This window comes from Halogeometricum rufum (assembly GCF_900112175.1).
GTDB classification, from domain to species: Archaea; Halobacteriota; Halobacteria; order Halobacteriales; family Haloferacaceae; genus Halogeometricum; species Halogeometricum rufum.
This window is the reverse complement of sequence record NZ_FOYT01000001.1, coordinates 1,264,154-1,288,673: the sequence shown is the minus strand read 5'-3', so window position 1 is coordinate 1,288,673 and position 24,520 is coordinate 1,264,154. Positions and strand designations below refer to the sequence as shown.

The window sequence follows — 24,520 nt, the reverse complement described above, 5'->3', positions numbered from 1 at the left end:
CGCCGTGGCGGCGAGGAGCGCGTGAAATCGGTCGTGTGTGCTGTTCGATGCCACGGATAGTCACCTACCGACGGTTCGTACGCGGTGTATTTAGGACCCGCGCTTCCTCGGTGAAACCGAGGCGCCGCAGTCGCGACCGTCCGACGAAAAGACAGCAACTATTTAGGTACTTGTTCCTAACCCTGCGACAAGATGCGAAAGACGCGTTTAGCACTCGTTTCGGTGTTCTCGGTGCTGATTCTCGCACTATTCGCGAATCCTGCGGCCGCGCAGGCGTCCGCGACCGCCGAGCTCATCAACGAGTTGAACAGTAAGCTGCTGTACGTGGCGATTCCCATCACCGTGCTCGTCGAGGTCATCCTCCTCTACGCGGTGGTGAAGTTCCGCAACAACGACAACCCCCTCCCGACGAAGGAGAACCGCCGGCTCGAAATCACGTGGACCGTCGCGACGGCCATCATCCTCCTGTTCGTCGGCGTCGCCTCCTACGGCGTCCTCGCGAACGAGAACGTGACGTACCAGCCGTCGGAGGAACTGGAGAACGAAGACCCCGTCGTCGTCCACGCCGAGGCCTACCAGTGGGGCTGGGAGATGTCCTACCCCGAGGCCGGTAACTTCTCCACCGGTACCGAGATAGTGGTGCCGAAGGACCGACCGGTCGTCTTCCAGGTGACGTCGAGGGACGTGATACACGGCTTCCACGTCCCCGAGATGGCGCTGAAGACCGACGCCTTCCCCGGCCAGGTGAACACCATCAAGACCGTCCCCTACGAAGAGGGCACCTACCAGGGCTACTGCTCGGAGTACTGCGGCGTCGCCCACTCGCAGATGTACTTCACCGTCGAAGTCGTCTCGCAGGAGGAGTACCAGCAGTGGGTCTCCGAACAGCAGAGCGGCGGGAACGGCGGAAACAGCACGAACAGTAGCAGCGTCGAGTCGCCCGCGCTGGCGCGGTAGTCAGTCCGACGCGTCTCGCACCCGACTCGCCTCTCCTTCGGTCAGTTCAACGGTCACGTCGTCGGTCTCGACGAGGAGTCCGCCGCGCGCGGAGACGTCGCGCGCGACGCCCGTCACGTCGTCGGTACCCCGTCGGCGAACCGTCACGCGCGACCCGAGCGTCTCGGCGCGTTCACGCCACTCGTCCAACAGGGCGGCGAAGCCGTCGTCTGACGCGACGGTCGCACACCGGGCCAGCAACGCCTCGCGGTAGCGCCGAGCGATTCGGTCGCGGTCCACCGCCCCGACTTCGGCGCGGAGCGTCGTCACCGGGCGGTCGACGGGCAGTTCCGCGGGGTCGAAGTCGGCGTTGATGCCGGTGCCGACGACGACGTACTCGACGGCCGCGCCGTCGCCGTCGAACACCTCGTCGACGGGTTTGCCCGGAACGGGGACGCCGTCCACGACGGGTTCCGTGAGGACGCCGGCGAGTTTCTTCGGGACGGCGTCGGCGTCCGCCTCGAACCCACCGTCGCCCTCGCTCTCGCCGCCGACGACCACGTCGTTCGGCCACATCAGGCGCGCCTCGACGCCGACCGACTCCACCGCGTCGACGACGGCCATCGCGCCGGCGAACGTGAGGCGACCGACGCGGTCCGCCGACAGGTCGGGTCGGAGGAGCGTGCTGGTCCAGACGCCGCCGGGCGGGGCGGCCCACTCGTTCCCCGTCCGGCCGCGGGCGGCCGTGAGTTCGTCGGCGGCCACCATCGTGCCGTGCGGCGCGCCGTCGTCGGCCAACTGGCGGACGCGGAGGCTCGTGTCGCCCATCGACTCGTGCCACTCCACCGGCGGGTCGTCGGTCATACCTACCGCTCACGGTCGGACGCGGGGGACAGAAAGTCGTCGGTCGGCGGTGGCGACCGGTCGTGGTGGGGCCCGGTCGGACGCGCTACGTGTTCGGGTCGTCCGGCGCCTCGGGCGGGGGCCCGCGCTGTTCGAGGACGCGGTCGATGATGCGTCCGGTCGAGAGCAGTTCGCCCTCGTACTCCGGTTCTCGCGCCGAGGCGCGCGTCACCTCGCAGTCGATGCCGCGCGCGTCGAGGGCCGCGCGGATGCCCTCCGGGTCGTGATGCTGGTCGTGGCCGAGGACGATGACGTCCGGGCGGATGCGCTCGATGGGCACGAAGATGTCGTCGGTGTGCCCGAGGTGCGCCTCCGTCACCACCGAGAGCGCGTCCACCATGTCGCGGCGTTGGCGGTCCGGGAGGACGGGTTTGGCCTTGTGGGTGACGTTCTCCCGGCGGGCGACGATGACGTGGAGTTCGTCGCCGAGAGCGGCGGCGTCTCGCAGGTAGTGGAGGTGCCCCGGGTGGAGGATGTCGAACGTCCCCTGCGCGATGACTCGCTCCGTCATCGGTCGGCGTCCTCCAGGTCGAGTCCGAGGTCCGACTCGTCGAAGTCGAAGAACGCTTCGGGGTCCGGCAGGTCGACGTCGAGGACGTCCAGCGTCGTCGGCGCGCCCTCCTGGTCGAACGCCCGCCAGTCGCTCCGGCGGTAGGGGTGGCCGAGGATGATGTGGACCTGCCCGTTGCCGAACGTGTCCAGGTCGGCGTCGCTCGGCCGGAGGACGCCGTTCGGGTGCGAGTGAATCGACCCGACCGCGCGCATGTCGTTCGGAATCATGTTCGAGTTCACCGTCGCACTCATCGAGTCCGACTTCGTCCCCGGGATGATGAGCACGTCGGTGATGACCGTCCCCGACCGGTCGAGGCCGACGCGCCGCGCGTCCTCGCCGCGGAGAAAGCCCATGTACTCGTTGGGGTGCGTCTCCTTGGACGCCTCCAACGCGAAGTCGAGTGCCTCCTCGGCGATACCGAGAATCTCTTTCGACCGGAAGAGGCGCATGCCCCAACTCGGTCGCGTCGGCATCTAAGAGTTCCGGTCCACGGAGCGACCAAACCGCACGACTGCGACGCGACGACCGAAGCGTCACTCTCAGGAGGCGACGGCCCGAAGCGCGGGTATGCCCGGCGAGACGACGCCGTCGCCCCGGACGGTCCGCGCCCGCGCAGCGTCGCAGTTCGAGTCGGCCGTGACCGGACTCACCGAACTCGACGGCGGCGAGGTGGGGACCGTCTACCGACTCGACTTCGCCGACCGCGCGTCCGTCGTCGCCAAGGTCGGCGACACGCCCCTGACCGTCGAGGCCCGGATGCTCCGCTCTCTCGCCGCGGAGTCCGACCTGCCGGTGCCGACGGTGTACGACGCGACGGACGACCTGCTGTTCATGGCGTACGTCGAGGGCGACGGCGCGTTCACGCCGGCCGTCGAACGCGATATCGCCGACCACCTCGCCGCCCTCCACGACGTGACCGCGGAGCGGTCGGGGTTCCCGTTCGACACGCTCAGCGGCCCCTACCGCCTGCCGAACCCGTGGACCGACTCGTGGGTCGAGTTCTTCCGCGAGCACCGACTGCTCGACGCGGCCGAGGCGGCGGCGAGGGAGGGGACGCTCCCGCCCGGGGACGCCGAACGGGTGGACGCCCTCGCGGCCGACCTGGAGGCCATCCTCCGCGAACCCGACGCGCCCACTCTCGTCCACGGCGACGTGTGGCGGGAGAACGTCGTCGTGCGCGACGGCGCGGTGCGGGCGTTCCTCGACCCCGCCGTCTACTACGGCCACCCCGAGGTGGAACTCGCCTACGTCGCCCTGTTCGACTCGTTCGGCGACGCCTTCTTCGACCGGTACGCCGACCGGCGGGGAATCGAGGACGGCTTCTTCGAGACGCGCGCGACGGCGTACGGCGTCTTCCCCCTCCTCGAACACGTCCGTTACTTCGGCCGGGACTACCTCCCGCGTCTGCGCGAGTCGCTGGCCGAACTGGGATACTGAGAGTGTCGGCCGCGAGCGGCCTCGAATCGCCCGCCTCGGCGGCGGACGCGCATGTAAAGTCTTAACCGGCGGCCACCACTTTCACCGACTATGACTGTCGAAAACGCCGGGGATTCCGGCGGCGAGTCCGGTTCGAGTTCGGACGCGGACTCGCGACCTGTCGTCTACGACTTGGCACCGAACTGCACCCTCGACGACACCGAAGTCGGCGCGAACTACCACGCCGTCGTCAACGGCGTCGTCGAGTACGGCATCTTCGTCGACGTCTCCGACGAGGTGTCCGGCCTCGTCCACGAGTCGAACCTCGACCGCACGTACGAAGTCGGCGACCGACTCATCGTCTCGCTGGAGGAGGTCCGCGAGAACGGCGACGTCGCGTTCGACACCGTCAGCTTCGAGGACTACCGCACGGTCACCGTCGACTACGAACCCGACATCACGCCCATCGCCGACGTCGAACCCGGCATGGACGTGTTCGTCGAGGGCGTCGTCGCGCAGATAAAGCAGACCGGCGGTCCCACCGTCTTCCGCATCGCGGACGACACCGGTATCGTCTCCGCCGCCGCCTTCGAGGAGGCGGGCGTCCGCGCCCACCCCGAGGTCGAACTGGACGACGCCGTCCGCATCAGCGGCACCGCCGAGAGCCACGAGGGCGCACTCCAACTCGAAGTCGACTCGCTGACTCGCCTCCACGACGAGGCCGCCGAAGCGACCCGGCAGCGTCTCGACGACGCCCTCGACGAACGCGCCGAACCGAACGAGGTCGACCCCCTCGTCGAGTGGCCCGCCTTCGAGAAACTCCGCGACGACCTGCGCGACGTGGCCCGACTGCTCCGTCGGACCGTCCTCGAAGGGCGTCCCATCCGCGTCCGCCACCACGCCGACGGCGACGGGATGTGCGCCTCCGTGCCGGTCCAACTGGCGCTGGAGAACTTCATCTCCGAGGTCCACGACGACGACGACGCGCCGCGACACCTGTTCAAGCGCCTGCCGTCGAAGGCCCCGTTCTACGAGATGGAGGACGTGACGCGCGACCTGAACTTCGCCTTGGAGGGCCGCGCCCGCCACGGCCAGCGTCTCCCCCTCCTCCTCATGCTGGACAACGGGTCCACCGAGGAGGACGTGCCCGCCTACGAGAACCTCGCGCACTACGACGTGCCCATCGCCGTCGTCGACCACCACCACCCCGACCCCGAGGCGGTCGAACCCCTGCTGGACGCCCACGTCAACCCCTACCTGTACGACGAGGACTACCGCATCACCACCGGGATGATGTGCGTCGAACTCGCGCGCATGATCGACCCCTCCATCACGGAGGACCTCGAACACGTCCCCGCCGTCGCCGGCCTCTCGGACCGGTCGAAGGCCGAGGTGATGGACGAGTTCGTCGCCCTCGCCGAGGACCGGGGCTACGACCGCGGGAAACTGCTCGACATCGGCGAAGCGCTGGACTACGCGGCCCACTGGCTCCGCTACAGCGACGGGCAGTCCATCGTCAACGACGTGCTGAACGTCGGCTGTGACGACGAGGAACGCCACGAGGAACTGGTCGAGTTCCTCGCCGAACGCGCCGAACGCGACGTGGACCGCCAACTCGACGCCGCGGAGTCACACGTGGAACACGAGACGCTCAGTTCCGGGGCGCACCTCTACACCATCGACCTGGACGAGTGGGCGCACCGCTTTACCTACCCCGCGCCGGGGAAGACGACCGGAAAGCTCCACGACCGGAAGGTGCAGGAGCGACAGGAACCCGTCATTACCATCGGCTACGGCCCCGACTTCGCCGTCCTGCGTTCCGACGGCGTCCGCCTCGACATCCCGCAGATGGTCGCCGAACTCAACGAGGAAGTCGTCGGCGGCGGCGTCTCCGGCGGCGGCCACCTCGTCGTCGGCTCCATCAAGTTCGTGAAGGGGATGCGCAGCGAGGTCATCGACAGCCTCGTCGAGAAGATGGCCGACGCGGAACTCGACGCCGAACTCTCCTCGCAGGCGCCCGTGGACGCCGACCTGTAAGCGGGCGCGTCACCCGCGCGTTCACCGCTCGAACCGAACCGTCTTCTTCAGCACCAGTCCGGCCAGCGTCGCCGACGCGAGAGCGCCGGCGACGAGGAGCCACGGCGTTCCGTCGTCGCCCCGTCCACCGCCTCCGCCGCCCGCCGCCGCCCAGTCACGTTCGAACGCCCGCCGGTAGTACGCCGCCGGTTCCGCGCCGCGCAGTTCCAGCACCACCTCGCGGTTCTCCGTCGCGGCGTGGTCGTTCCAGTTGAGGCTCCCGACGAACACCGTCTCGCCGTCGACGACGGCGCCTTTCGCGTGGACCTTCCCGAACCGACCGCTCGGGTCCGCGATGCGCGCCTCGATGGGCAGTCCGGACGCCCGGAGGTCCCGGACGCGGGCGACTACCCGTTCGTTCTCCTCGGCGTCGTACCACGCGTTCGAGAGGAGGAGGCGGACCGAGACGCCGCGTCGCGCCGCGCGGACGAGTGCGGCGAAGAAGCGCCCGTCCGGGTCGATGCGCGGGTTGACGACCGAGATTCGCTCGTCGGCCCCGTCGAGTCGGCGAATCGTCGCCTCGCCGGCGTTGCCGGGCGCCGTCAGCACCCGAACCGCCGTCGCGCGGACCGGCGCGGGTTCGATTCGAGTCGGGTACGTGGCGTTCGGCGGCGGGTCGGCGACGAACGTCCCGTGCCGTCGGTACGACGCCCACGAGACGACGCCGCGCCCGGTCGAATCCGCCTCGAAGACGGCGGCCAACTCGTCGGCCGTCCGCGCGGAGGCGACGCGCACGCCCCACCCGCGACTGTCGCGGCCGCCGGTCCCCGCGGGCTTCCAGTTCTCCGTGAGGACGAGCGACCGGTCGTCGACGACGGCGTACTTCGCGTGGTGGTAGGCGAACGTCGCGTCCGGGCCGTCGACGACGGCGACGGGGACGCCCGCGCGATTGAGTCTGTCGAGCGCCGCCGCCTGTCGTCGGGAGACGCCGCCGACCGGACCGCCCTCCACGAGGACGCGGACGCGCACGCCGCGCCGGTGGGCCGCCACGAGAGCGTCCGTGACGCGGTCCGAGGAGAGCGTGTAGCCCGCGAGGAGGAGTCGGTCCTCGGCCGAGCGAAGCGTCTCCGCGACCGCGTCGGGCGCGTCGGGGAGGACGAACGCCGTCGCGTCCGCCGGCCCGGTGGCGACGGGGGGCCGCAGGTCGAGTCCGAGCGGCGTCCACCGGTCCGCCGAGACGTTCCAGCGGTCGCTCTCGGGGGCGTCCTCGTAGGCGACTGTGTGGACGACGGTGCCGTTCCGCCGGAGGACGAGGCGTTCGCCGGCGTTCGACAGCGAGAGGTCCGCGCGGACGACGGGGTGAGGGGTCACCGCCCGCGTCGCGTTCGGGTCCGACGAGAGGACGACGACGCTCTGTCGGCGGGGGACAGCGAACACGTCCTCGCCGTCCGAGAGAGTCAGGTTCGGCACGTCGCCGCCGCGGACGGCGACGAACTCGCCCGCGTCGTCCGCGGCGACGGGGTTCGGGTAGACGGCGAGGACGCGCGGGGTCGTCGCGTTCGCTCTGCCGGCCGTGCGTTCGGCGTCCGCGGCGTCGGCATCCGCGCCAGCGGTGGCATCCGCGCCGGCAGGGGCACCCGAACCGACGACGGCCGCGCCGGCGGCGACGCCGCAGGCCTGAACGAGCAACGCACCGGCGAGGGCGAAGGCGAGGAGGCGACGGGCGTTCGACACGGGGTCGTTGGCCGCGGCATCCCTCTTGAACCTGTGGGCGCGCCGGGGCCGTCGCTCGACGGTACGGAGAGAGGCGAGAAAACGGTGCAGGACGGGGCGCGAGCGTCGGGTGGCCGGTCAGGCCGTCGGCGCGTCGGCGTCCGCGTCGCCGAGGCTGTCGCGGGCGAGTTCGGCCTCGTGCTGGACGAGGTAGGAGCGCTCGTCGGTGTAGTCGGCGGCCGCTTCGAGCGCGTCTTCGGTGCCGATTTGGCGCAGCGACCACGCGGCGGCCGCGCGGACGGTGTCGTTCTCGTCGGATTCGAGCGTGTCCGACAGCGGCTTCACGGCGCGCGTGTCGCCGATGAGGCCGAGGGCGCGCGCGGCGTACGGTCGCACGTTGTCGTTGTCCATCACCAGTTTGTCCGCGATGGCCTGCGTCGCGTCGGACGAGCCGATCTCGCCCAGCGCCTTGAACGTCACCTTCTGGAGCGCCGGGTCGGAGTCGGTGTCGACGTACTCGACCAGCGTCTCGACGGCGTCCTCCGCGCCCGACCCCATCCTCCCGAGCGCCTTGATGGCGGTCTTGTCGCGTCGCTGGGCCAACTGGTGCATCTCGTCGAACACTGAGGGGTCGGCCATCCGGACGAACGCGTCCATGCAGTACTCCTGCATGAACTCCGACTGGAGGCTGTCCTTCGCCAGCATGATCATGTCGGCGCGGCCGCGCTTCTCCCACTCCTTCAGCGCGGACAGTTCCGGCGGGAAGTCCTTGTAGTGGCCGAGCACGTCGTAGAAGCCCTCCGCCTGAAGCTTCTCGTTCGTCTCCAGGTCGTCCCACTCCTGTGAGTCCTCCAGCCCCGACTCCAGGTCGTCGGTCGCTTCGAGGAGGGCGGCGATGGTGTCGGCGTCGTCGTCGGCGTCGAGCGACGCGGACTCGACGGCGTCTGCCGCGTCGTCGAGGGCGGCGGCCAGGTCCTCCTCCGAGTCGCCGTCGACGGAGACGGACGCGTCCAGAATCTCGTTCACGTCGGCCGCGAACGACTCGACGACGTCCACGATTTCGCCCTCGCCGCGCTCGGTCCACCGCGTCTCCGTCACCTTCGACTTCGCCGACTCGATGTCGTCGACGACGTCCTCGGCGTACGGGCCGCGCTGTGATTCGAGGTCCTCGCGGAGGTCCGAGACGCGGGATTCGAGGTCCGCACGCGGGTCCTCGGCGTCGTCGTCGTCCTCGTCCGGTTCCGGGAGGTCCGCGGCTTCGAGGTCCGACTCGACGTCGTCGAGGTCGGATTCGACCGCGTCGAGGTCCGACTCCGTCTCGGCCGCCTCGAGGTCCTCCTCGACGGCGTCGAGGCGTTCGTTCAGGCTCTCAGCCGTGATCTCTTCGGACGCCTCGGCGTCCGTCGACTCCTCGGCATCCGTCGGTTCTTCGGACGCGTCCGACTGCGTCTCCGCGGACGTGTCTTCCGGCGTCTCGTCGTCCCCGTCGCTCATATACTCTGAGTCGGACCGTGTCCGAAAAGAGCGTTTCCCTTCACAGCCGTGAACGGGGAACGCCGAAAGGTGGCACGGTCGATGCCCTACCCACGTCGCGGACCATGACACGAACCGCGACACCTAACACCGACCGCGCGCTGGTCGCCTCGCACGACGTGCGTCTGACGACCAGTACCTGTACATGACTCTCTGCGGGCTTTACCTTGTCGCGTGTTCGCACACCGAGACGCGTACCGTCAGTCCGCGCGACTCTCTCGCCGAGCGAGAGGTCGAAGGGCGAGCGTTTTTGCACGCGGGCGTCGCCTCCGAGGACGTGACCGGGCCAACAGTCGCCGTCCCCCAACTGGCCGTCGCCGACCTCAGACCGAAGCGGAACGCCGCGACGATTCGCGAACGGACCGGCGCGCTTCCCGACGACGTGCGCGTCGCCCTGTTCCCCGAGTACGCCCTGACCGGGTTCGTCGCCGACGACCGGGTGGCCGACGCGGCGCTGACGCGACCGGCGGCGCTCGACCACCTCGCGCCCGTCGCGGCCGACAACGACGTCGACGTGCTGGCGGGGTACGTCGAACGCGACGGCGAGACGCTCTACAACGCCGCCGCGTACGTCCGGCCCGACGGGACGCACGCCGTCTACCGAAAGCGGCACCTGTGGGGCGACGAGGCGTCGATGCTCGAGGCGGGGAGCGACCGCGTCGTCGTCGAGACGCCCGCCGGCGACGCCGGACTGCTCACCTGCTACAATCTGAACTTCGTCGGCGAGAGCGCGGCGATGACCGACGCGGGCGTGGACGCGTTGTTCGTCGTCGGCGCGTGGCCGGCGGCACACTCGGAGAACTGGCGTCTGCTCTGTCGCGCCCGCGCCCTCGACGGCGTCAGGTGGCTGGTCGGCGCGGGGCGGACCGGCCGACGCGACGTCCCGGGGGCGCGGCAGGCGACGTACGCGGGCCGGTCGCTGGTCGTCCGGCCGGACGGCGCCGTCGCGGCGGCACTCGGCCGCGACGAACGCGACCTGACGTTCGCGCTCGACCGCGAGGTTCTCGACGAACAGCGCGCGTTCGTCGGCGCCGTCGACGCCGACTAGGCCCGCGGACCGGCGTCGGCGCGCCGTACCACGTCCGGTGCGGGCGCGTCGAATCGCTCGGGGTGGATGCACGACGCGAGCAGTTCGACGGAGTCCACGAGTCTCGGACCGGGGCGGTTCACGTGGCCGTTGCCGTCGGCGACGAAGACGTTCCCGTCGCGCACCGCCGTCAGGTCGTCCCAACCGTCCTTCGAGCGGAGGTCGGCGAGGGCGTCGGCCGCCCGTTCGACGCCGAACCCGCAGGGCGCGACGACGAGCACTTCGGGGTCGAACGAGCGCACGTCCGTCCAGCGCTGCGGTTTCGACGGGCCGTCCGTCACCAGTCCGGGCGTGCCACCGGCGCGTTCGACCATGCCCGGCACCCAGTGGCCGCCGGCGATGACCGGGTCGGTCCAGTCGAAGACGGCCGTTCGCGGCCGGTCCGTCGTCGCCGCGGCCCGGTCGGTGACCCGGTCGACGCGCGCCGTCAACGCCGCGCGGAGCGACGCGGCGCGTTCGGACGCGTCGGCCGCCGCGCCGACGCGTTCCACGTCGTCGAGCACGTCCGACAGCGAGTGGGGGTCGAGCGTCAGCACCTCGGCGTCGACGCCGCGGCGTTCCACCGCCGCCAGCACGTCCGAGGCGTCCACCGCGCACACCTCACACGTCGCCTGCGTCACGACGAGGTCGGGGTCGAGTTCCGCGAGGAGACCCTCGTCGACGTCGTAGACGCCACCCTCGACGCGCCGCGTCTGCCGGTCGATGTCCGCGGCCGACCGGTCGTCGCCGTAGTCGATGGCCGTGCTCGTGAGGACCGGTTTCTCGCGCGCGGCGGGCGGGTAGTCGCAACTGTGGGAGACGCCGACGGGGTCGACGTCGAGGGCGTACAGCAGTTCGGTGGCCGAGGGGAGGAGCGAGACGACGCGCACGGTCGTCTCGTGGGGGGAAGCGCGTAAAAGCGTGCGGGACGGGGGCGACGCGAGAAACGGATTTCAGAAGTTTGGGTTGCCAATATATCCACTACAGTTTTCGATTGACCAAAAAATGTTCTCGACGTGGAAATGATTAAGTTGCTGGCGGGCGAACGAACGACTGTAATGAGCTCCCAGAAGAACGTCCGTCAGCAGGCGGGCGACGTAGAGGGTAGCGAGGCGCTTCGTATCGACGCCGACCGCGCAGAACAGATCGTGGACGCGTTGAACACGGACCTCGCGGCCACGTACGTGCTGTACCACCAACTGAAGAAGCACCACTGGGTCGTCGAGGGCGCGGAGTTCCGCGACCTGCACCTGTTCTTCGAGGAGGCGTACGAACACGCCGAGGAGTTCGCCGACGAACTCGCCGAACGCGTGCAAGCCCTCGGCGGCGTCCCCGTCTCCGGACCGACCGCGCAGGAGGACCGCGCCCCGGTCACGTTCGAGGGCGAAGACGTCTACGACATCCGCACCTCGATGCGGAACGACATGGAGATGTACGGCGACATCATCGAGCACCTGCGCGACCACGTCGAACTGGCGCAGAACCTCGGTGACCACACGACGGCGCACATGCTGCGCGAGAACATGGAACACGTCGAGGACGACGCCCACCACATCGAACACTACCTCGAAGACGACACGCTCGTCTTCGAGCAGGCCGTCCACGAGGGCGAACCGCCGGTGCAGAGCCAGCAGGAGTAACGTCGCGAGAATCGGTCGGCGTCGACTGCGCTTTTTCGAGACTACCGTTCGAGTTCGACCGTCGACTCCGCGTCGAGCGAAATCCAGGCGTCGCGGTTGCCCTGTTCGGTGAAGACGGTTCGCTCCGGGGACGACTGGTGGGCCGCGACCGTCGAGTCGGGACTGTCGGGGCCGTCCAGTTCTTCGCCGTCGAGACGTTCCATATCCCCCAGTGGTGGGTCGGGGGATAAGTCAGTTTTGGTCCGCCTAAACCGAAGTCACCCCCGTCGCGTTCCGGGGTCGACAAGGGTTTTCCGCCGCCGGCCCAAGCGGCGGTGATGACTGCGTCGCTGTTCAGTCCCCTCACGCTCCGAGGGACGGAACTCCCGAACCGTGTGATGGTCTCGCCGATGTGCCAGTACTCCGCCGAGGACGGACTGGCGAACGACTGGCACCTCGTCCACCTCGGCAGTCGCGCCGTCGGCCGCGCCGGCGTCGTCATGAGCGAGGCGACGGCCGTCTCGCCCGAGGGTCGAATCACGCCGTCCGACCTCGGCATCTGGTCGGACGCCCACGCCGACGCCCTCGCGGACGTGACCGCGTTCGTCCGCGGGCAGGGGAGCGTCCCGGGCATCCAACTCGCCCACGCGGGTCGGAAGGCGAGCAAGACCGTCCCGTGGGAGGACTCGACGCCGATTCCCGAGAGCGAGGGCGGATGGGAGACCGTCGCGCCGTCGGCGGCCCCGTACCCCTACGCCGAGGGCGAGGCGGCGACGCGCGAGATGACCGCCGCGGATATCGAGACGGTCATCGACGACTTCCGCGCCGCCGCCGAACGCGCCCTCGACGCGGGGTTCGAGATAGCGGAGGTCCACGCCGCGCATGGCTACCTCCTGCACGAGTTCCTCTCGCCCGTGACCAACCACCGCGAGGACGACTACGGCGGGTCGTTCGAGAACCGGACGCGACTCGTCCGCGAGGTGACCGCCGCCGTGCGCGAGGTGTGGCCCGACGACAGGCCGGTGTTCGTCCGCATCTCCGCGACCGACTGGCTCCCGGACCGCGAGTCGTGGGACCTCGACCAGTCGGCCCGCCTCGCGCCCCTCCTCGCCGACGCGGGCGCGGACCTGATAGACGTGAGCGCCGGCGGTATCCACCCCGGCCAGCAGGTACCCGACCCCGGGTCGGGGTATCAGGTCCCCTACGCCGAACGCGTCGGGGCGGCCACCGACGCCGCCGTCGGTGCGGTCGGGAAGATAACCGAGGCCGAACAGGCCGACCAGCTCATTCGGAACGGACGGGCGGACGTGGCCGTCGTCGGCCGCGAGTTCCTCCGCAACCCGTACTTCACGCTGGAGGCCGCCCACGAACTCGACACGGACGTGGAGTGGCCGGTGCAGTACCGCCGCGGGCAGTTCGAGTGAACGTCCCGTAGCGACCCCGCGACGGCGACAGCTTTTCTCTCCCGGTCCCGAATGGAGACGTATGAGCGAGCGACGTGACCCCGACGACGACCTCGCAGACCTCCTCGCCGACCTCGACCGGACGCTCGGCGACCTGCGCCACGAACTCCGCGAACGAGAGCGCGGCGGCCGCGACGACGGCGACGGCCGGCGAGAGCGACGACGCGGCCGGAGCGACCGGCGGCGCGGCGGCCCGACCGCGCGCGAGGCCGAGCGCTACGGCTACCGCCGTCGCGACGACCGGGAGGACCTGTCGGGTCGCGACCGACCGCTCCCGCGCCCGCCGTCGTTCAGCGAGATGCTCCGCTTCACCGAGGAGTACACCATCCCGACGATAATCTCGGTGCTGGAGACGACGATTCGCTCGCTGGAACTGCTGCGGAACGTCCTCCGCCTCGCCGACCCCGACCGCTCGGTGTTCGACGCCGGCGACCGACGGCGGTCGACGGCGGAGCGGTTGACCATGACGGGCGTCGGGCGCGAAGCGCTCTCGGGCGTGGACCGCGCCCTCGACGACCTGCGGGAGGCGCTCTCGGACCTCCCGCCGGACGCGGAGTCGCGCGACATCGTGACCGACGCGCGCGACCTGATGGGCGAGATAGAGACCCGCATCGAGGAGGCCGAACGGCAGCGAGAGCGGAACCGGTACGGGTACCGCGAGGACCGGCGACGGGACGACGACCGACAGAGCGACCGACGAAGCGGTCAGGGCCGCCGAACCGACGACGACGGGCCGGTCACCATCGACGTGGGCGACGAAGCCGACGCGGCGGAGGAAGAAGAGACGCCGCAGGTGGACGTGGACGCGGAGTTGGAGTCGATACGGAAGGAGGTTCGTGGAAAGGACGACGAGAACGACGAGACGGGCCACTCACCTCCGGACGAGAAATCGAACGAAAACGAGGCCCGCTCCGACGACGGGGGAGACGAGAGCGCCTGATAACGTGCGTTCGGGACACCCCATTCGGATTCGTATACACGTTCCAGGACAGTTACTGCCGAACAGTAGTCAGTAGGAGACGACTGATTCTCTCAGGGAATTTTCTCGCCGGCGAGAGTAGTAGCGAGATACGACGAGGGGACGGCTCCCCGTGTACCCACTCGGCCCTACGATGCCAATTTTTGATACGGTCTTTTTGCAGCTCGACAGGGGAATAGAACGCCGGTAGCGACGGACAGAGTAAGCTCCCATATTAACAACTATCCGACATATAATTATTTCAACTTTTATTTCAATAAAACATTTACGGATACCTACTGCTGTTTATGCAGAGACATGGTTGCACTATGCGTGTCGAAATGGAAGGCCGATGGGGTTAGATGAGCGGTTTCGGCAGACGAGCGAGTTCGCTCGTCACTCCGGCTACGCGTTCGGTTTTCCGAACTTTCACCAAGCCGACTACGGAAACGGGACGGTGCATGGTTCGTTCTTGGTGAAGTCGGGTGCGGCGACGCATCGAGACGTGCCGAAATCGGTTCTCGGAGGGCATCTCTCTCGGGAGAACGTCCCCGACATGATTCGCGCTGCGACGGGCTATGCGCAAGCAAGGGGGTATCCGGGTGCGCTGCCGACGTTCCACCACGCCGACTACGGACAGGGGCTGGTGTATGGTGTGCTGCTGTTCGATCCCCGCCACGCCGAATTCCGAGACATTCCGAAAAGTAGACTCGGAGACGTCGACCTGAACGACACGGGGGCGATGTTTCGAGCGGCGAACGACTATGTCGTCGGACAGGAACCCGATTTCAAGGGCGCGATTCCGACGTTCCACCAAGCCGACTACCGGGACGGACGAGGCCCGGTTCGTGGACACGTCCTCCTGCGCAACCACATCGTCGACTGGTTCGACCTCCGACAGTCGGACCTCCGAAAATACATTCCCGAGACGGCTCCGACGGTCCGCGGACAGTACTCTCCGTCGGCACCGGCGTTTCTCCAAGCGGCCCACAGGTACGCCGAACGGAGCGGATACGTGGGGGCCTTTCTGAACTTCCACAGAGCGAGTTATCCGGGAAGGGGGCTGGTGTACGGAACGAACTTCCTGCGGCACGCGTCGGCGGAGTTCCGGTCGGTGCCGCCTCAGGAGTACAATCAATGGGGTATCGACCGAAACGACGTTCAGGCCGTCTTCAGGGCGGTCGACGACTACGCGCGTCGTAACGGCTATCCCGCCGGCTTCCCCAACTACAAGACTTCGTTGACGTTCAGCGGGGACATCACGCTGTTGAAACCGGGAAGCGTCGTCGACCGTGACGTTCCCACGTACATCTTGGGGAACGTGAAATACCACGATATAGCGGGCACGTTCACGGAAGTGGCCGATTATGCGAACCGACATGGCTTCCCCGCCGCGTTCCCGAACTTCCACCGAGCGACCTACAGCGGCGGCGAGGTATGTGGAGTGAAACTGCTCCGACCCGGCCACGTCACGTGGAAAGACGTTTCGGGTTCGACGTACTTCCCGCCGTCACCCCCGTCAACCCCCGGTGGTGGGACCACGCCTCGACCCGAAGTCACGCTCTCTGCCGGGTTCTATAACGCCGGGACCTGGAATCGAGTGCCGGCGTTGAGTTGGACCTCGAAGAACGCTGACAAAGTGGAGATCGACAACGGCATCGGCGCGGTTCCGACACAGGGGCAGCGGAGAATCTATCCGCAACAGGACACGACGTACACCATCACGGCCACCAGAGGCACCCAGACCGCCAGAGCCAGCGCGACGTTCCAGGCAAACGGAACGCATCGAATCGTTCTCTTTCCCAACCAGTACGACTACTCGACGAATGGGTCGGTCCCAACAGCGGTCGCGATGGCGCCCGAGCGGGCGCTTATTACTGGCGTGAAGAACGTCACGGGCAGTCAAATCGTGTTGGCTCACCAGAACGTCGGAAACGTGTTACTGAACAACGGACAGACCGTCGACAGATTCGACGGCATGGAGGTCCGCGGCCCGTGGTCGGGTAACAAGTCGTGGACGGGGGCTCCAACGGGGACCATCTCTATCGACGTCGATTGGAGAGTGAACACACAATGAATCGAGACAACGTACTCGCACGACTGGACGAACTTCGAGAACAGATCGACCAACTCGATCGGGAGGTCCGAACGGGCGCCGAGAATCAGCCGACCGTACAGGAGGCGGATTTCTCGTTCGTCCCCCAGATGCCTCGAGATCCAGCATCGCCGAACCCGCTTCAGACTCCGCCAGGAGCCGACGATTCGGTTGGTGACACCACGATACCGACGATGCCGAAACCAGACGCCCTACCGAATTCTACCGACGAGAGAGGTCCGTCTGCACTGGGGGCGTTCCCACCGCAGCACCAGTGGTCGGACGAGGAAGCCAACCGGCTCTCGAACCCCTTCGAGACAACATCCATCAGCCTCTTCGTCGAGGAGCCGACAGTGATCGACGACCCCGACGCGTCGGTTTCAGACGTTGCCGCGAGCATGGTGGAACACGACACAGACGTACTCGTCCTCGCGACGGACGACGGCCATCGGCTGATCACACTGCAGACTATCGTTCAGCAGGTGGCAGACGGCGGCGAGGGGCGTGCCGGCGAGTTCGCACGAGAGGCACCGAACGTGCAGATCGCGGCGAGCTTCGAGGAATTACTTGCCGCGCTAACCGACGCAGATATCGAAGCGGCCGTCGTGGTCGACGGCGAAGGGGAACTACGCGGCGTGGTCAGAGTCTCGAACGTCGCCAAGCATCTCGCACGGGCTGTGGGCGTTCCGGAACTCACTCCCGCACTGTCGGGACAGCCGTACTGAAGCCGGATTCAGCGAACTGTGACGGTCGCCGACGCGGACGAGACGGTGACGGTGGCCGCGGGAAAGACCGAACGTCGGTCGAGAGTCCCCCAAGCGGCGCACGGGCGTCAGAGGACGTTCTGCGCCAGTCCGAGGAAGATGAAGAAGCCGAGGACGTCCGTCGCGGTGGTGATGAAGATGGTCGCGGACGTCGCCGGGTCCTTGCCGACTCGGTCGAGGACGAGCGGGATGATGGTCCCGAAGAACCCCGCGATGACGAGGTTCAGCACCATCGAGACGCCGAGGACGAGACCCAACAGCGGGCTCTGATTGAACACCGTCGCGATGACTGCGACGAGGACGCCCGTGATGAGGCCGTTGGCGGCCCCCGCGACGGCTTCGTTGACGACGGCGCGCCGGCCCGTCGGCAACGATATCTGACCGAGTGCGATGCCCCGGACGGTCACCGCCATCGACTGCGTGCCGGCGTTGCCGCCCATCCCGGCGACGACGGGCATGTACACCGCGAGGAGGGTGAAGGCGGCGATGGTGTCCTCGAACACGCCGACGGCGGCGGCGGCGAGGAACGCCGTCCCGAGGTTGATGATGAGCCACTTGTACCGATACCGGACCTTGGTGAGCGGTCCGTCGAGGATGCTCTCTTCCTCCTGCACGCCGGTGAACTCGTACAGCGTCTCGCTCGCCTCCTCCTCGATGACGCGCAGGAGGTCGCCCGCGTAGATGACGCCGAGGATGGTCCTGTCGTCGTCCAGCACGGCGACGGAGCGCTCCGGCGCGCGTCGGAACACGTCGACCACCTCGGTATCGGGGGTATCGTACGTCACCACGGGCGTCTCTTCGACGTGGTCGCGGAGGCGTTCGGACTTGTCACCCGCCAGCGCCAACGCCTGACCGGGGAGTTCGCCCACGAACTCCTCGTCGTCGACGACGAATATCGTCGGGACGTCGTCGTTCCGCTCCTCGAACCGTTCGACGCGGCGCGCGGCGTCCGCGAGACTCCGCTCGACGTCCACGGTGACGTAGTCGAGGTGCATCAGGCCCGCGGCCGTCTCCGGGTCGAACTCCAGGAGGTACGACAGCGCGTCCCGGCGGTCCTCGTCGAGTCGCCGCAGCACCTCCGTCCGCGTCTCCTCGTCGACGAGTCCGAGGACGTCGGCCCCCTCGTCGGGGTCGAGTCGCCGCACGAACCGTCGAACCTGACGGACGTCCATGTCGGTCAGGAGCGACTGTTGGACCGTCTCCGGGAGCGAGAAGAACACCTCCACCTGTCTGCGGCGCGAGAGGTCGGCGAACTCCGCGGCGGGGGACGCCGACGCGGCGATTGCCTGCTGGACACCTTCGGTCTCCGTCGTCATGGTTCGAACGCTACCATCCCTATGGGGACGGTTTCCTCGTCGGAAACTGTTTTGGGTCTATCGATGGGCGTCCTCGCCTCCCGGGGCCGGTCGGACTCCCCCGGAGACGTTCACGCCGGTTCGAATCGGAAGCCGTCCCAGTCCTGACTCTCGGGTTCGCGGATGCCGGCGTCCGGGTCGCGGAGTTCGTCGGCGTACACCGGTCGCACCTCGTCGCCGATGTCCACGTCGCCGGTCGTGAGTTGGCCGATGGCGCGGACGGGTTCGCCGTCGACGTCGAACTCCACGATGGCGAGGTGGTTCGGTTCGCGGACGCCCGGCGGCGGGGCCGTCGAAGTGGTCCACGTCACTATCTCGGCGGTGTAGTCGCTGAGGTCCACGGTGCCGACGGCCTCCTCGCCGCCGGGGCCGAGGAGGTGACCGGGGTACGTGATGCTGCCGTCGGGGTAGCGGTACGCCTCCATCTCGTGTCCGTCGCTGTCGTCGGTCATCGTCGTGCCTCCATGACTGTCGTCGTGACGCAGTTGCCGAACCCGCCGACGTTGCAGGCGAGTCCGGTCTCGGCCTCGACCTGCCGCGCGCCGGCCTCGCCCATCAACTGCGCGTATATCTCGTACGCCTGTGCCACGCCGGACGCGCCGAGGGGGTGCCCCTTCGACTTCAGACCGCCCGAGGTGTTGATGGGCAACGCGCCGTCGCGGTCGGTGACGCCCTCCTCGACGGCCTTCCAGCCCTCGCCCTTCTCGAAGAAGCCGAGGTCTTCGGACTGGAGGAACTCGAGGATGGTGAACATGTCGTGCAGTTCGGCCACGTCCACGTCGTCCGGGTCGACGTCGGCCATCTCGTACGCCTGTTCGGAGGAGTGGACGACGCCGCCCATCGTCGTCGGGTCCGCGCGTTCGTGGACGACGTGCGTGTCCGTCGCGCCGCCGATGCCGGAGACGACGACGTACTCGTCGGCGTACTCGCGAGCGACCGACTCGGGACAGAACATGAGTGCCGCCGACCCGTCGGTGATGGGGCAGAAGTCGTACAGGCGGAGGGGGTCCGCGACGAGTGGCGATTCGAGGACCGTGTCGAGGTCCACCTCCTTGCGGAACTGCGCGTGGGGGTTGTCGACGCCGTTCCGGTGGTTCTTGACGGCGACCTTCCCGAGCGATTCGCGCGGCGCGTCGTACTCGTCGAGGTAGAGGCGCGCCGTCAACCCGGCGAAGGAGGGGAGCGTCACGCCGTGTTTGTACTCGACGGGGTGCGTCAGCGACGCGATGACGTCCGTCGCCTCGGACGTCGACCGGTGGGTCATCTTCTCGCCGCCGACGAGGAGCGTCATCTCGGAGGCGCCGGAGGCGACGGACTGCCACGCGGCGTAGATGCCCGCGCCGCCCGAGGACGACGTCTGGTCGATTCTGGCGGTGTACGCCGGGAGCGCCGAGAGGTCGTGCGCCAACGCGTTCGGGACGCCCGTCTGCCCCTCGAACTCCCCGCTGGCCATGTTCGAGACGTACAGGTGGTCGATGGCGTCCGGCGACACGCCGGCGTCGTCGAGGCACGCCTGCCCGGCCTCGGCGAGCAACTCGCGTATCCACGCGTCGCGTTGCCCGAACTGGGTCATCGACGCGCCGATGACTGCTACGCTTTCCATACACACGGACTCGGAGCCGTCGGCTTACCGGTTTCCCTTCCGGGAGCCTCGACCGGCGGTCCACGGCGACGTATCTCGAACCTTTTACGCCGCGCGGGGACGGAGGCCCGGTATGCCGAACGACACCGTCGCGCCGACCGTCGGGACCGTCGCGTCACTCCTCCTCGCAGTCGTCGTCTTCGCGCCGGCCCTCCTCATCGCGGAGACCCAAGTCGGCGTCGCCGACTACTACGCCGCGGGACCCATCGGCGTCTCAGTCGTCGGGTTTCTCGGCTTCGTCGGCGTCGTCGTCTTCCTCGCGGGGATACAGGAACGGACCGAACCGGCCACCGTCGCGGGCCTGACCCTCGTCCTCGGGGTGGCGATGGTCGCGTTCGCCGCGACGTGGGCGTTCTCCATCGACGAGACGCTACTGTTCAGTTTCCCGGCGCAGTACGCGTGGATCGAGAACCACCGCTGGGCCGTCCTCGTCCTCGCCGCCGTCGTCCCCGTCGCCGCCGCGGGCTACGCCCGCGACACCCTCTCGTGAACCGCCCGCGAACCGGCGTCGGTGCCGGAGGCCCCCGTTCGAGTCGTGACCGCGTTGCCGTCGCCCGGTTTCGGGGCGGTGCGAGTCGAAAGTCCCTTATGCACCGGTGGCGTTCTTCCGAGTGGACTAGGTCGGGCAGCTAGGCCCTGCCCCTCGCCCGCGACTTTGGCCTTCAGCGGGGACCGAACCCGGGCGCGTCCGGTCAGACCGGTGCGGGCCCCGGGAGCCAACGTAGAAGCCTCGTCCGTCGGGGACAGCGGTCCGTGGAAGCCGGCCGCAGGGTCGGTTGAACGCGGTTCGTCGGTGACACTCCGCCAGGCGCGGAAGCGAGCAGCGGATCACCGGACGTATGTCGCTCGACGGATCGCGGGGTGGAGGAGGCAACCGGGATTCCCCGCACCGGAACGCCGGGCAACCCCGTCGTCCACCATTCATACCGCATTCTGCTCCCGTAGCGCCGCCGTTCGTCGAATCCGTATCGGCGTCGCATCCGACTCGGTGGTCGGATTCCCATCGACAGCCCGTGAGACGGCATCTCACCGCTGTGAGAACCCCGCACAGGCTTCCCAGATGCTGTGATTTAACACCGGCCACGTCGTTTCGATTCGAATACCGATGGTGTCGAGGGACGGGGGGTCGCTCGGACTCCTCAGAGACCGAGAGTTCGCCGCACTCGCGGGGACGGCGTTCGCGCGCAGTCAGGCGTACTCGACCATCCTCATCGCCCTCGCACTCTACGCCGAGCAGTTCGGAACCACCGGGTTCATCGAGGGCCTGTTCGGCACGGCGTTCGCCGTGGTGCAACTGCTCATCGTCCTCCCCCTCGGCCGCAAGATAGACACCGGCAACGCCAAGCGCTACCTCCTCGCCGGCCTCGCGGTCAACGTCACCGTCTTCGTCGCGTTCACGTTCGTCCAGAGTTCCACCCACGTCGTTCTCGTGCGGATGCTACAGGGGTTGGGCGCGAGCCTCCTCTGGATAACGGGGTCGACCGTGGTCGGCGAGATTAGCCCCGAGGACGCCAGCGGTCGGTGGCTGGGGACGTACAATCAGGTAGCCGCCTTCTCCAGCCTCGCCGGCGACGTGGTCGGCGGCTACCTCCTGTACGCCTACCAGACGCACGTCGTCTACACGGTACTCAGCGCGGTCACTATCGGGGCGTTCCTCCTCGTCTGGCGATACCTCCGCGACAACCCCGGCGGTCAGAAGGACCCCGAGGAGGCCACGGGAACCGAGACGCTCCGCGCCCTGCTGAAGCGCCCGATGGTTCGGTCGCTGGTCTTCTTCCGCCTCGCGTTCAGCGTCGGCAAGATGGCTGTCATCATCTTCCTGCCCATCGTCGCCAAGGTCGAGTTCGGCATCAACGAGTTCGCCATCGGCTGGATTCTGGCCGGCGGGAAGTTGACGAAGACGCTCGCGCAGGGGTACATGGGCGACCTGACCGACAGGCTCGGGTCGAGACACCTGTTCGTCGCCGCCGGCGCCGCCCTCTACGGCGTCGGGACGGCGCTCATCCCTCTGTCGTTCTACTTCGAGGGCGTCGTCGACCCCCTCCAGTTCCACGCCTTCGGTCGGTCGCAGGCGCTCGGCGGCGCGTTCTTCGCGCTGTTCGCCGCGTACGGCATCCTCGGCGTCGCCGACAGCATCCGCCTCCCCGCGAGCATGGCGCTGTTCGTCGAGGAGGGCGAGCGGTTCGACTCCGTGGCGTCGAGCATGTCGTTGCGCTCTATCTCGTGGAAGGTCGGACAGGTCGCCGGCCCGGTCCTCGTCGGCACCATCAAGGACTTCGTCTCGACGACGGCCGCCTTCCTCACGGCGGCGGCGTTCATCGTCGTCGCCACCGGCGTCTTCCTCGTGACGTACTATCGGACCGCCGACGTGACGGCTCCGAACCCGGTCGGCGGCGACTGACGGCCCCGACGACGGCGTCGCGACTCCGCGTCGAGGGTCGTCGAGAGAAGCGCGGCGGTCGAAGCGGACCGCGCCGGGTCAGGCCGCCGGCCTCCCGTCGACGTCGTCGGTCTCTCCGTCGGGTTCCATCGCCGTCTCGTCGCCTGATTCGCCGGTCGCGACGCTCCGGAGTTCGGACTCTATCTCCTCGCGGCCGCGGCGGAACTCGCCCATCGCCTGTCCGCTCGAACGGGCCAGTTGGGGCAGTTTGTTCGCGCCGAACAGGAGGACGACGATGAGGAGGACGATGAACAGTTCGGGTCCGCCGGGGACGCCGGGGAACAACGGGACGAGCGTGAGCGTCATCGCCACTCGTACGCCGCCGGTCGTTATCAACTTGTCACTCAGGCAACTGCAAGTGCGGGGTGTCGAACGTCCGGAGAAGGGCGTGCGGAGGGTTACCCCTCGTACGGCCGGCCCTCGGCGCGCCGATACGTCTCGATGCGCCGGTAGCCGTCGATGTCGGCGGCCCCGTTCAGCGACACCTCGTAGTGGCCGAGGATGTCCTGCGTGTCGGGGACGGAGTGTCGCTCGACCATCTCGACCGTCGCCATCCAGCCGTCCTCGTCCCGGACGACGCTCGTGACGCCGTCCAGTTCGCGGTCGATGAGGGCGGGGACGTCCTGCTGTACCGTGTTGCGGACGGCCACGATGTCTGCTTTGTCGTCGCCGTCGTCGTCCGACTCGCTCTCTCGGGCGTCCGCGTCCGCCGGTCGCTCCTCCGCCTCCGCTGACTGGTCGTCTTCGTCCCGTTCTCGCTGCTCGTCGTCGCCGTCGGTTTGCGTATCGTCGGTCTCGTCCATCGTGGTGCCCTCCGATTCGTCTTCCTCGTCTGCAGTCGACTCGGCCTCGGCGTCGGCGTCGGCCTCTGCTTCGTCCACCGTCTCGTCTTCGGGACCGTGCTGGTGACAGAAGCCGTCCTCCTCGGCCGGCCGCGAACATCGCTCGCCGTCGTCCGTGACGGCCCTACACTGATCGGACACGGTGTGACCTCAGTTACGAGGGGTTCTGCTCGGTCAGGCGGGGGTTCGCGGTCCCGATCTCGATCTCCTTGAGATCTTCGAGGTCCCCCTGACTGGCCTTCTCTATCTTCGCCATCTCTGACGCGTAGGTCAGGAAGGTGTCGACAGAGGCGGCCACGATTCGTGCCTCGACGGTCAGTATCTCGATACCGACCACCGACACGCGCGCCCAAATGTCGATGACGATACCCTTGTCGAGGATTCTGTCCAGTACGTCCGCCAAACTAGAGCCATCCGGACTATCTGCTGGCATCGTAACCGAGTCGTTGGGTGACGTTATTTAATCATTCGGCCATCGAGAAATAAAAAATTAATTTCAGTCGATTCGATACGTTCGGAAGTTTGTTCGAAGAGCCACAAGCTATACAATTATCTCGGTCGAATCGTCCGTCAACCCTCATTATGAGCACTCAGTTGTACGTGTACGGTGTCGTCGACGCGGAGGACTTCGAGTTGGAGATGGAGGGCGTCGAGGGTGAGAGTCCGGTCGAGACCGTGACGTACCGGTCGCTCTCGGCGGTCGTGACCCCGATCGACGACATGGACGTCGAGCAGACGGACGAGAACTCGCGGGCACACGACGAGGTGCTCAGAGCGGTGATGACCGAGGGCGACGGCCGGGCGGTCGTCCCGATGCAGTTCGGGATGACGTTCAAGAGCGCACGGACGCTGAAGAGCGTCATGCGCGGCGGCCGGCGCGCCTTCCGCAAAGCGCTCATGGACGTCGACGACTCCGTCGAACTGGGTGTGAAACTCGTCGTCGACGAGGACTCGACGCTCGACCGAGAGACCGTCGCTGACGACGTCTCCGGCCAACTGACCGCGGTGAGCGAGAGCGAGGCGGAGAACGACCTCTACTCCGACCGCCTCCTGTTCAACCGGTCGTACCTCGTCGACGCCGACGAACGGGACGCGTTCGGCGACGCCGTCGCCGACCTCGAAGACCAGTATCCCGACGTGACGGTCGACTACACGGGTCCGTGGGCGCCGTACAACTTCGTCGACATCGAGATAGAGGCCCAGTGA

25 protein-coding genes and 1 other RNA gene are annotated in these 24,520 nt (G+C 67.9%); 13 read left to right on the top strand and 13 right to left on the bottom strand.

Features of this window, described 5'->3' with window-relative positions:
* Positions 1–192 precede the first annotated feature (192 nt).
* Complete coding sequence (gene coxB / locus BM310_RS06755; RefSeq protein ID WP_089805832.1) at positions 193–957, top strand: cytochrome c oxidase subunit II; 765 nt, start codon at positions 193–195, stop codon at positions 955–957.
* On the opposite strand, the gene BM310_RS06750 is transcribed toward coxB, so the two are convergent.
* From BM310_RS06750 to BM310_RS06740, 3 genes are all read right to left on the bottom strand, one after another.
* Positions 958–1,800 carry a biotin--[acetyl-CoA-carboxylase] ligase gene (locus BM310_RS06750; RefSeq protein ID WP_089805830.1) on the bottom strand — a complete coding sequence of 281 codons (843 nt, stop codon included), beginning with the start codon at positions 1,798–1,800 and terminating at the stop codon, positions 958–960.
* 85 nt (positions 1,801–1,885) lie between these two features.
* The gene (locus tag BM310_RS06745; RefSeq protein WP_089805827.1) at positions 1,886–2,350 is read right to left on the bottom strand and encodes an adenylyltransferase/cytidyltransferase family protein; all 465 of its coding nucleotides are present in this window, start codon (positions 2,348–2,350) and stop codon (positions 1,886–1,888) included.
* Entirely contained in the window at positions 2,347–2,841 is a 495-nt protein-coding gene (locus tag BM310_RS06740; protein WP_089805825.1) for a Mov34/MPN/PAD-1 family protein, read from the bottom strand. The genes BM310_RS06745 and BM310_RS06740 overlap by 4 nt, the downstream gene beginning before the upstream one ends.
* Before the next feature lie 118 nt (positions 2,842–2,959).
* Between BM310_RS06740 and BM310_RS06735 the strand changes: the two genes are divergently transcribed.
* Entirely contained in the window at positions 2,960–3,829 is an 870-nt protein-coding gene (locus BM310_RS06735) for a fructosamine kinase family protein (RefSeq protein WP_089805823.1), read from the top strand.
* A 90-nt stretch (positions 3,830–3,919) separates the two neighbouring features.
* Positions 3,920–5,845: a DHH family phosphoesterase gene (locus BM310_RS06730; RefSeq protein ID WP_089805821.1), complete on the top strand. Its 1,926-nt coding sequence runs from the start codon at positions 3,920–3,922 to the stop codon at positions 5,843–5,845.
* A gap of 21 nt (positions 5,846–5,866) precedes the next feature.
* Here BM310_RS06730 and BM310_RS06725 read toward each other — a convergent pair whose 3' ends face one another.
* On the bottom strand, positions 5,867–7,558 hold the full coding sequence (locus tag BM310_RS06725; protein WP_089805819.1) for a phospholipase D-like domain-containing protein: 1,692 nt from the start codon (positions 7,556–7,558) through the stop codon (positions 5,867–5,869).
* Positions 7,559–7,675: 117 nt separating this feature from the next.
* Positions 7,676–9,031 carry a HEAT repeat domain-containing protein gene (locus BM310_RS06720; RefSeq protein WP_089805817.1) on the bottom strand — a complete coding sequence of 452 codons (1,356 nt, stop codon included), beginning with the start codon at positions 9,029–9,031 and terminating at the stop codon, positions 7,676–7,678.
* A gap of 316 nt (positions 9,032–9,347) precedes the next feature.
* Between BM310_RS06720 and BM310_RS06715 the strand changes: the two genes are divergently transcribed.
* Positions 9,348–10,118, top strand: coding sequence for a carbon-nitrogen hydrolase family protein (locus BM310_RS06715; protein ID WP_089805815.1), 771 nt, complete (start codon positions 9,348–9,350; stop codon positions 10,116–10,118).
* Here BM310_RS06715 and BM310_RS06710 read toward each other — a convergent pair.
* Complete coding sequence (locus BM310_RS06710) at positions 10,115–11,026, bottom strand: ABC transporter substrate-binding protein (RefSeq protein ID WP_089805813.1); 912 nt, start codon at positions 11,024–11,026, stop codon at positions 10,115–10,117. The two genes, BM310_RS06715 and BM310_RS06710, sit on opposite strands and share 4 nt — an antisense overlap.
* A gap of 168 nt (positions 11,027–11,194) precedes the next feature.
* Between BM310_RS06710 and dpsA the strand changes: the two genes are divergently transcribed.
* Positions 11,195–11,776, top strand: coding sequence for a DNA starvation/stationary phase protection protein DpsA (dpsA, locus tag BM310_RS06705; protein WP_089805811.1), 582 nt, complete (start codon positions 11,195–11,197; stop codon positions 11,774–11,776).
* Positions 11,777–11,817: 41 nt separating this feature from the next.
* On the opposite strand, the gene BM310_RS21285 is transcribed toward dpsA, so the two are convergent.
* A complete protein-coding gene (locus tag BM310_RS21285; RefSeq protein ID WP_177232546.1) occupies positions 11,818–11,979 on the bottom strand; it encodes a hypothetical protein in 162 nt (53 codons plus the stop codon).
* Positions 11,980–12,093: 114 nt separating this feature from the next.
* On the opposite strand from BM310_RS21285, the gene BM310_RS06700 reads away from it, so the two are divergent.
* The 4 genes from BM310_RS06700 (at position 12,094) to BM310_RS06685 (ending at position 16,996) form a co-directional block, all read left to right on the top strand.
* Positions 12,094–13,179: an NADH:flavin oxidoreductase/NADH oxidase gene (locus tag BM310_RS06700; RefSeq protein WP_089805809.1), complete on the top strand. Its 1,086-nt coding sequence runs from the start codon at positions 12,094–12,096 to the stop codon at positions 13,177–13,179.
* Between the two features lie 61 nt (positions 13,180–13,240).
* A complete protein-coding gene (locus BM310_RS06695) occupies positions 13,241–14,158 on the top strand; it encodes a DUF7547 family protein (protein WP_245778436.1) in 918 nt (305 codons plus the stop codon).
* Between the two features lie 370 nt (positions 14,159–14,528).
* Positions 14,529–16,253: a hypothetical protein gene (locus BM310_RS06690; RefSeq protein WP_143105119.1), complete on the top strand. Its 1,725-nt coding sequence runs from the start codon at positions 14,529–14,531 to the stop codon at positions 16,251–16,253.
* Positions 16,250–16,996 carry a CBS domain-containing protein gene (locus BM310_RS06685; RefSeq protein WP_143105118.1) on the top strand — a complete coding sequence of 249 codons (747 nt, stop codon included), beginning with the start codon at positions 16,250–16,252 and terminating at the stop codon, positions 16,994–16,996. Before BM310_RS06690 ends, BM310_RS06685 begins: the two co-directional genes overlap by 4 nt.
* 107 nt (positions 16,997–17,103) lie before the next feature.
* Here the strand turns inward: BM310_RS06685 and BM310_RS06680 are convergent, their stop codons facing one another.
* From BM310_RS06680 to BM310_RS06670, 3 genes are all read right to left on the bottom strand, one after another.
* Complete coding sequence (locus BM310_RS06680; protein WP_089805803.1) at positions 17,104–18,351, bottom strand: magnesium transporter; 1,248 nt, start codon at positions 18,349–18,351, stop codon at positions 17,104–17,106.
* A 110-nt stretch (positions 18,352–18,461) separates the two neighbouring features.
* Complete coding sequence (locus BM310_RS06675; protein WP_089805801.1) at positions 18,462–18,842, bottom strand: OB-fold domain-containing protein; 381 nt, start codon at positions 18,840–18,842, stop codon at positions 18,462–18,464.
* The gene (locus BM310_RS06670) at positions 18,839–19,993 is read right to left on the bottom strand and encodes a thiolase family protein (protein WP_089805798.1); all 1,155 of its coding nucleotides are present in this window, start codon (positions 19,991–19,993) and stop codon (positions 18,839–18,841) included. The genes BM310_RS06675 and BM310_RS06670 overlap by 4 nt, the downstream gene beginning before the upstream one ends.
* Before the next feature lie 112 nt (positions 19,994–20,105).
* Between BM310_RS06670 and BM310_RS06665 the strand changes: the two genes are divergently transcribed.
* From BM310_RS06665 to BM310_RS06655, 3 genes are all read left to right on the top strand, one after another.
* Entirely contained in the window at positions 20,106–20,522 is a 417-nt protein-coding gene (locus BM310_RS06665) for a DUF7548 family protein (protein ID WP_089805796.1), read from the top strand.
* A 119-nt stretch (positions 20,523–20,641) separates the two neighbouring features.
* Positions 20,642–20,952: signal recognition particle sRNA (ffs, locus tag BM310_RS06660), an RNA gene on the top strand.
* Positions 20,953–21,137: 185 nt separating this feature from the next.
* On the top strand, positions 21,138–22,433 hold the full coding sequence (locus BM310_RS06655; protein ID WP_089805795.1) for an MFS transporter: 1,296 nt from the start codon (positions 21,138–21,140) through the stop codon (positions 22,431–22,433).
* 78 nt (positions 22,434–22,511) lie between these two features.
* Here the strand turns inward: BM310_RS06655 and BM310_RS06650 are convergent, their stop codons facing one another.
* The 3 genes from BM310_RS06650 to gvpA all read right to left on the bottom strand — a co-directional run bounded on the left by BM310_RS06650 (position 22,512) and on the right by gvpA (position 23,747).
* On the bottom strand, positions 22,512–22,778 hold the full coding sequence (locus tag BM310_RS06650; protein ID WP_394328046.1) for a Sec-independent protein translocase subunit TatA/TatB: 267 nt from the start codon (positions 22,776–22,778) through the stop codon (positions 22,512–22,514).
* Between the two features lie 92 nt (positions 22,779–22,870).
* Positions 22,871–23,455 carry a gas vesicle protein GvpO, halophile-type gene (gene gvpO, locus BM310_RS06645; RefSeq protein WP_089805794.1) on the bottom strand — a complete coding sequence of 195 codons (585 nt, stop codon included), beginning with the start codon at positions 23,453–23,455 and terminating at the stop codon, positions 22,871–22,873.
* A 13-nt stretch (positions 23,456–23,468) separates the two neighbouring features.
* A complete protein-coding gene (gvpA, locus tag BM310_RS06640) occupies positions 23,469–23,747 on the bottom strand; it encodes a gas vesicle protein GvpA (protein ID WP_089805792.1) in 279 nt (92 codons plus the stop codon).
* Between the two features lie 149 nt (positions 23,748–23,896).
* Between gvpA and BM310_RS06635 the strand changes: the two genes are divergently transcribed.
* A complete protein-coding gene (locus BM310_RS06635; RefSeq protein ID WP_089805790.1) occupies positions 23,897–24,520 on the top strand; it encodes a GvpL/GvpF family gas vesicle protein in 624 nt (207 codons plus the stop codon).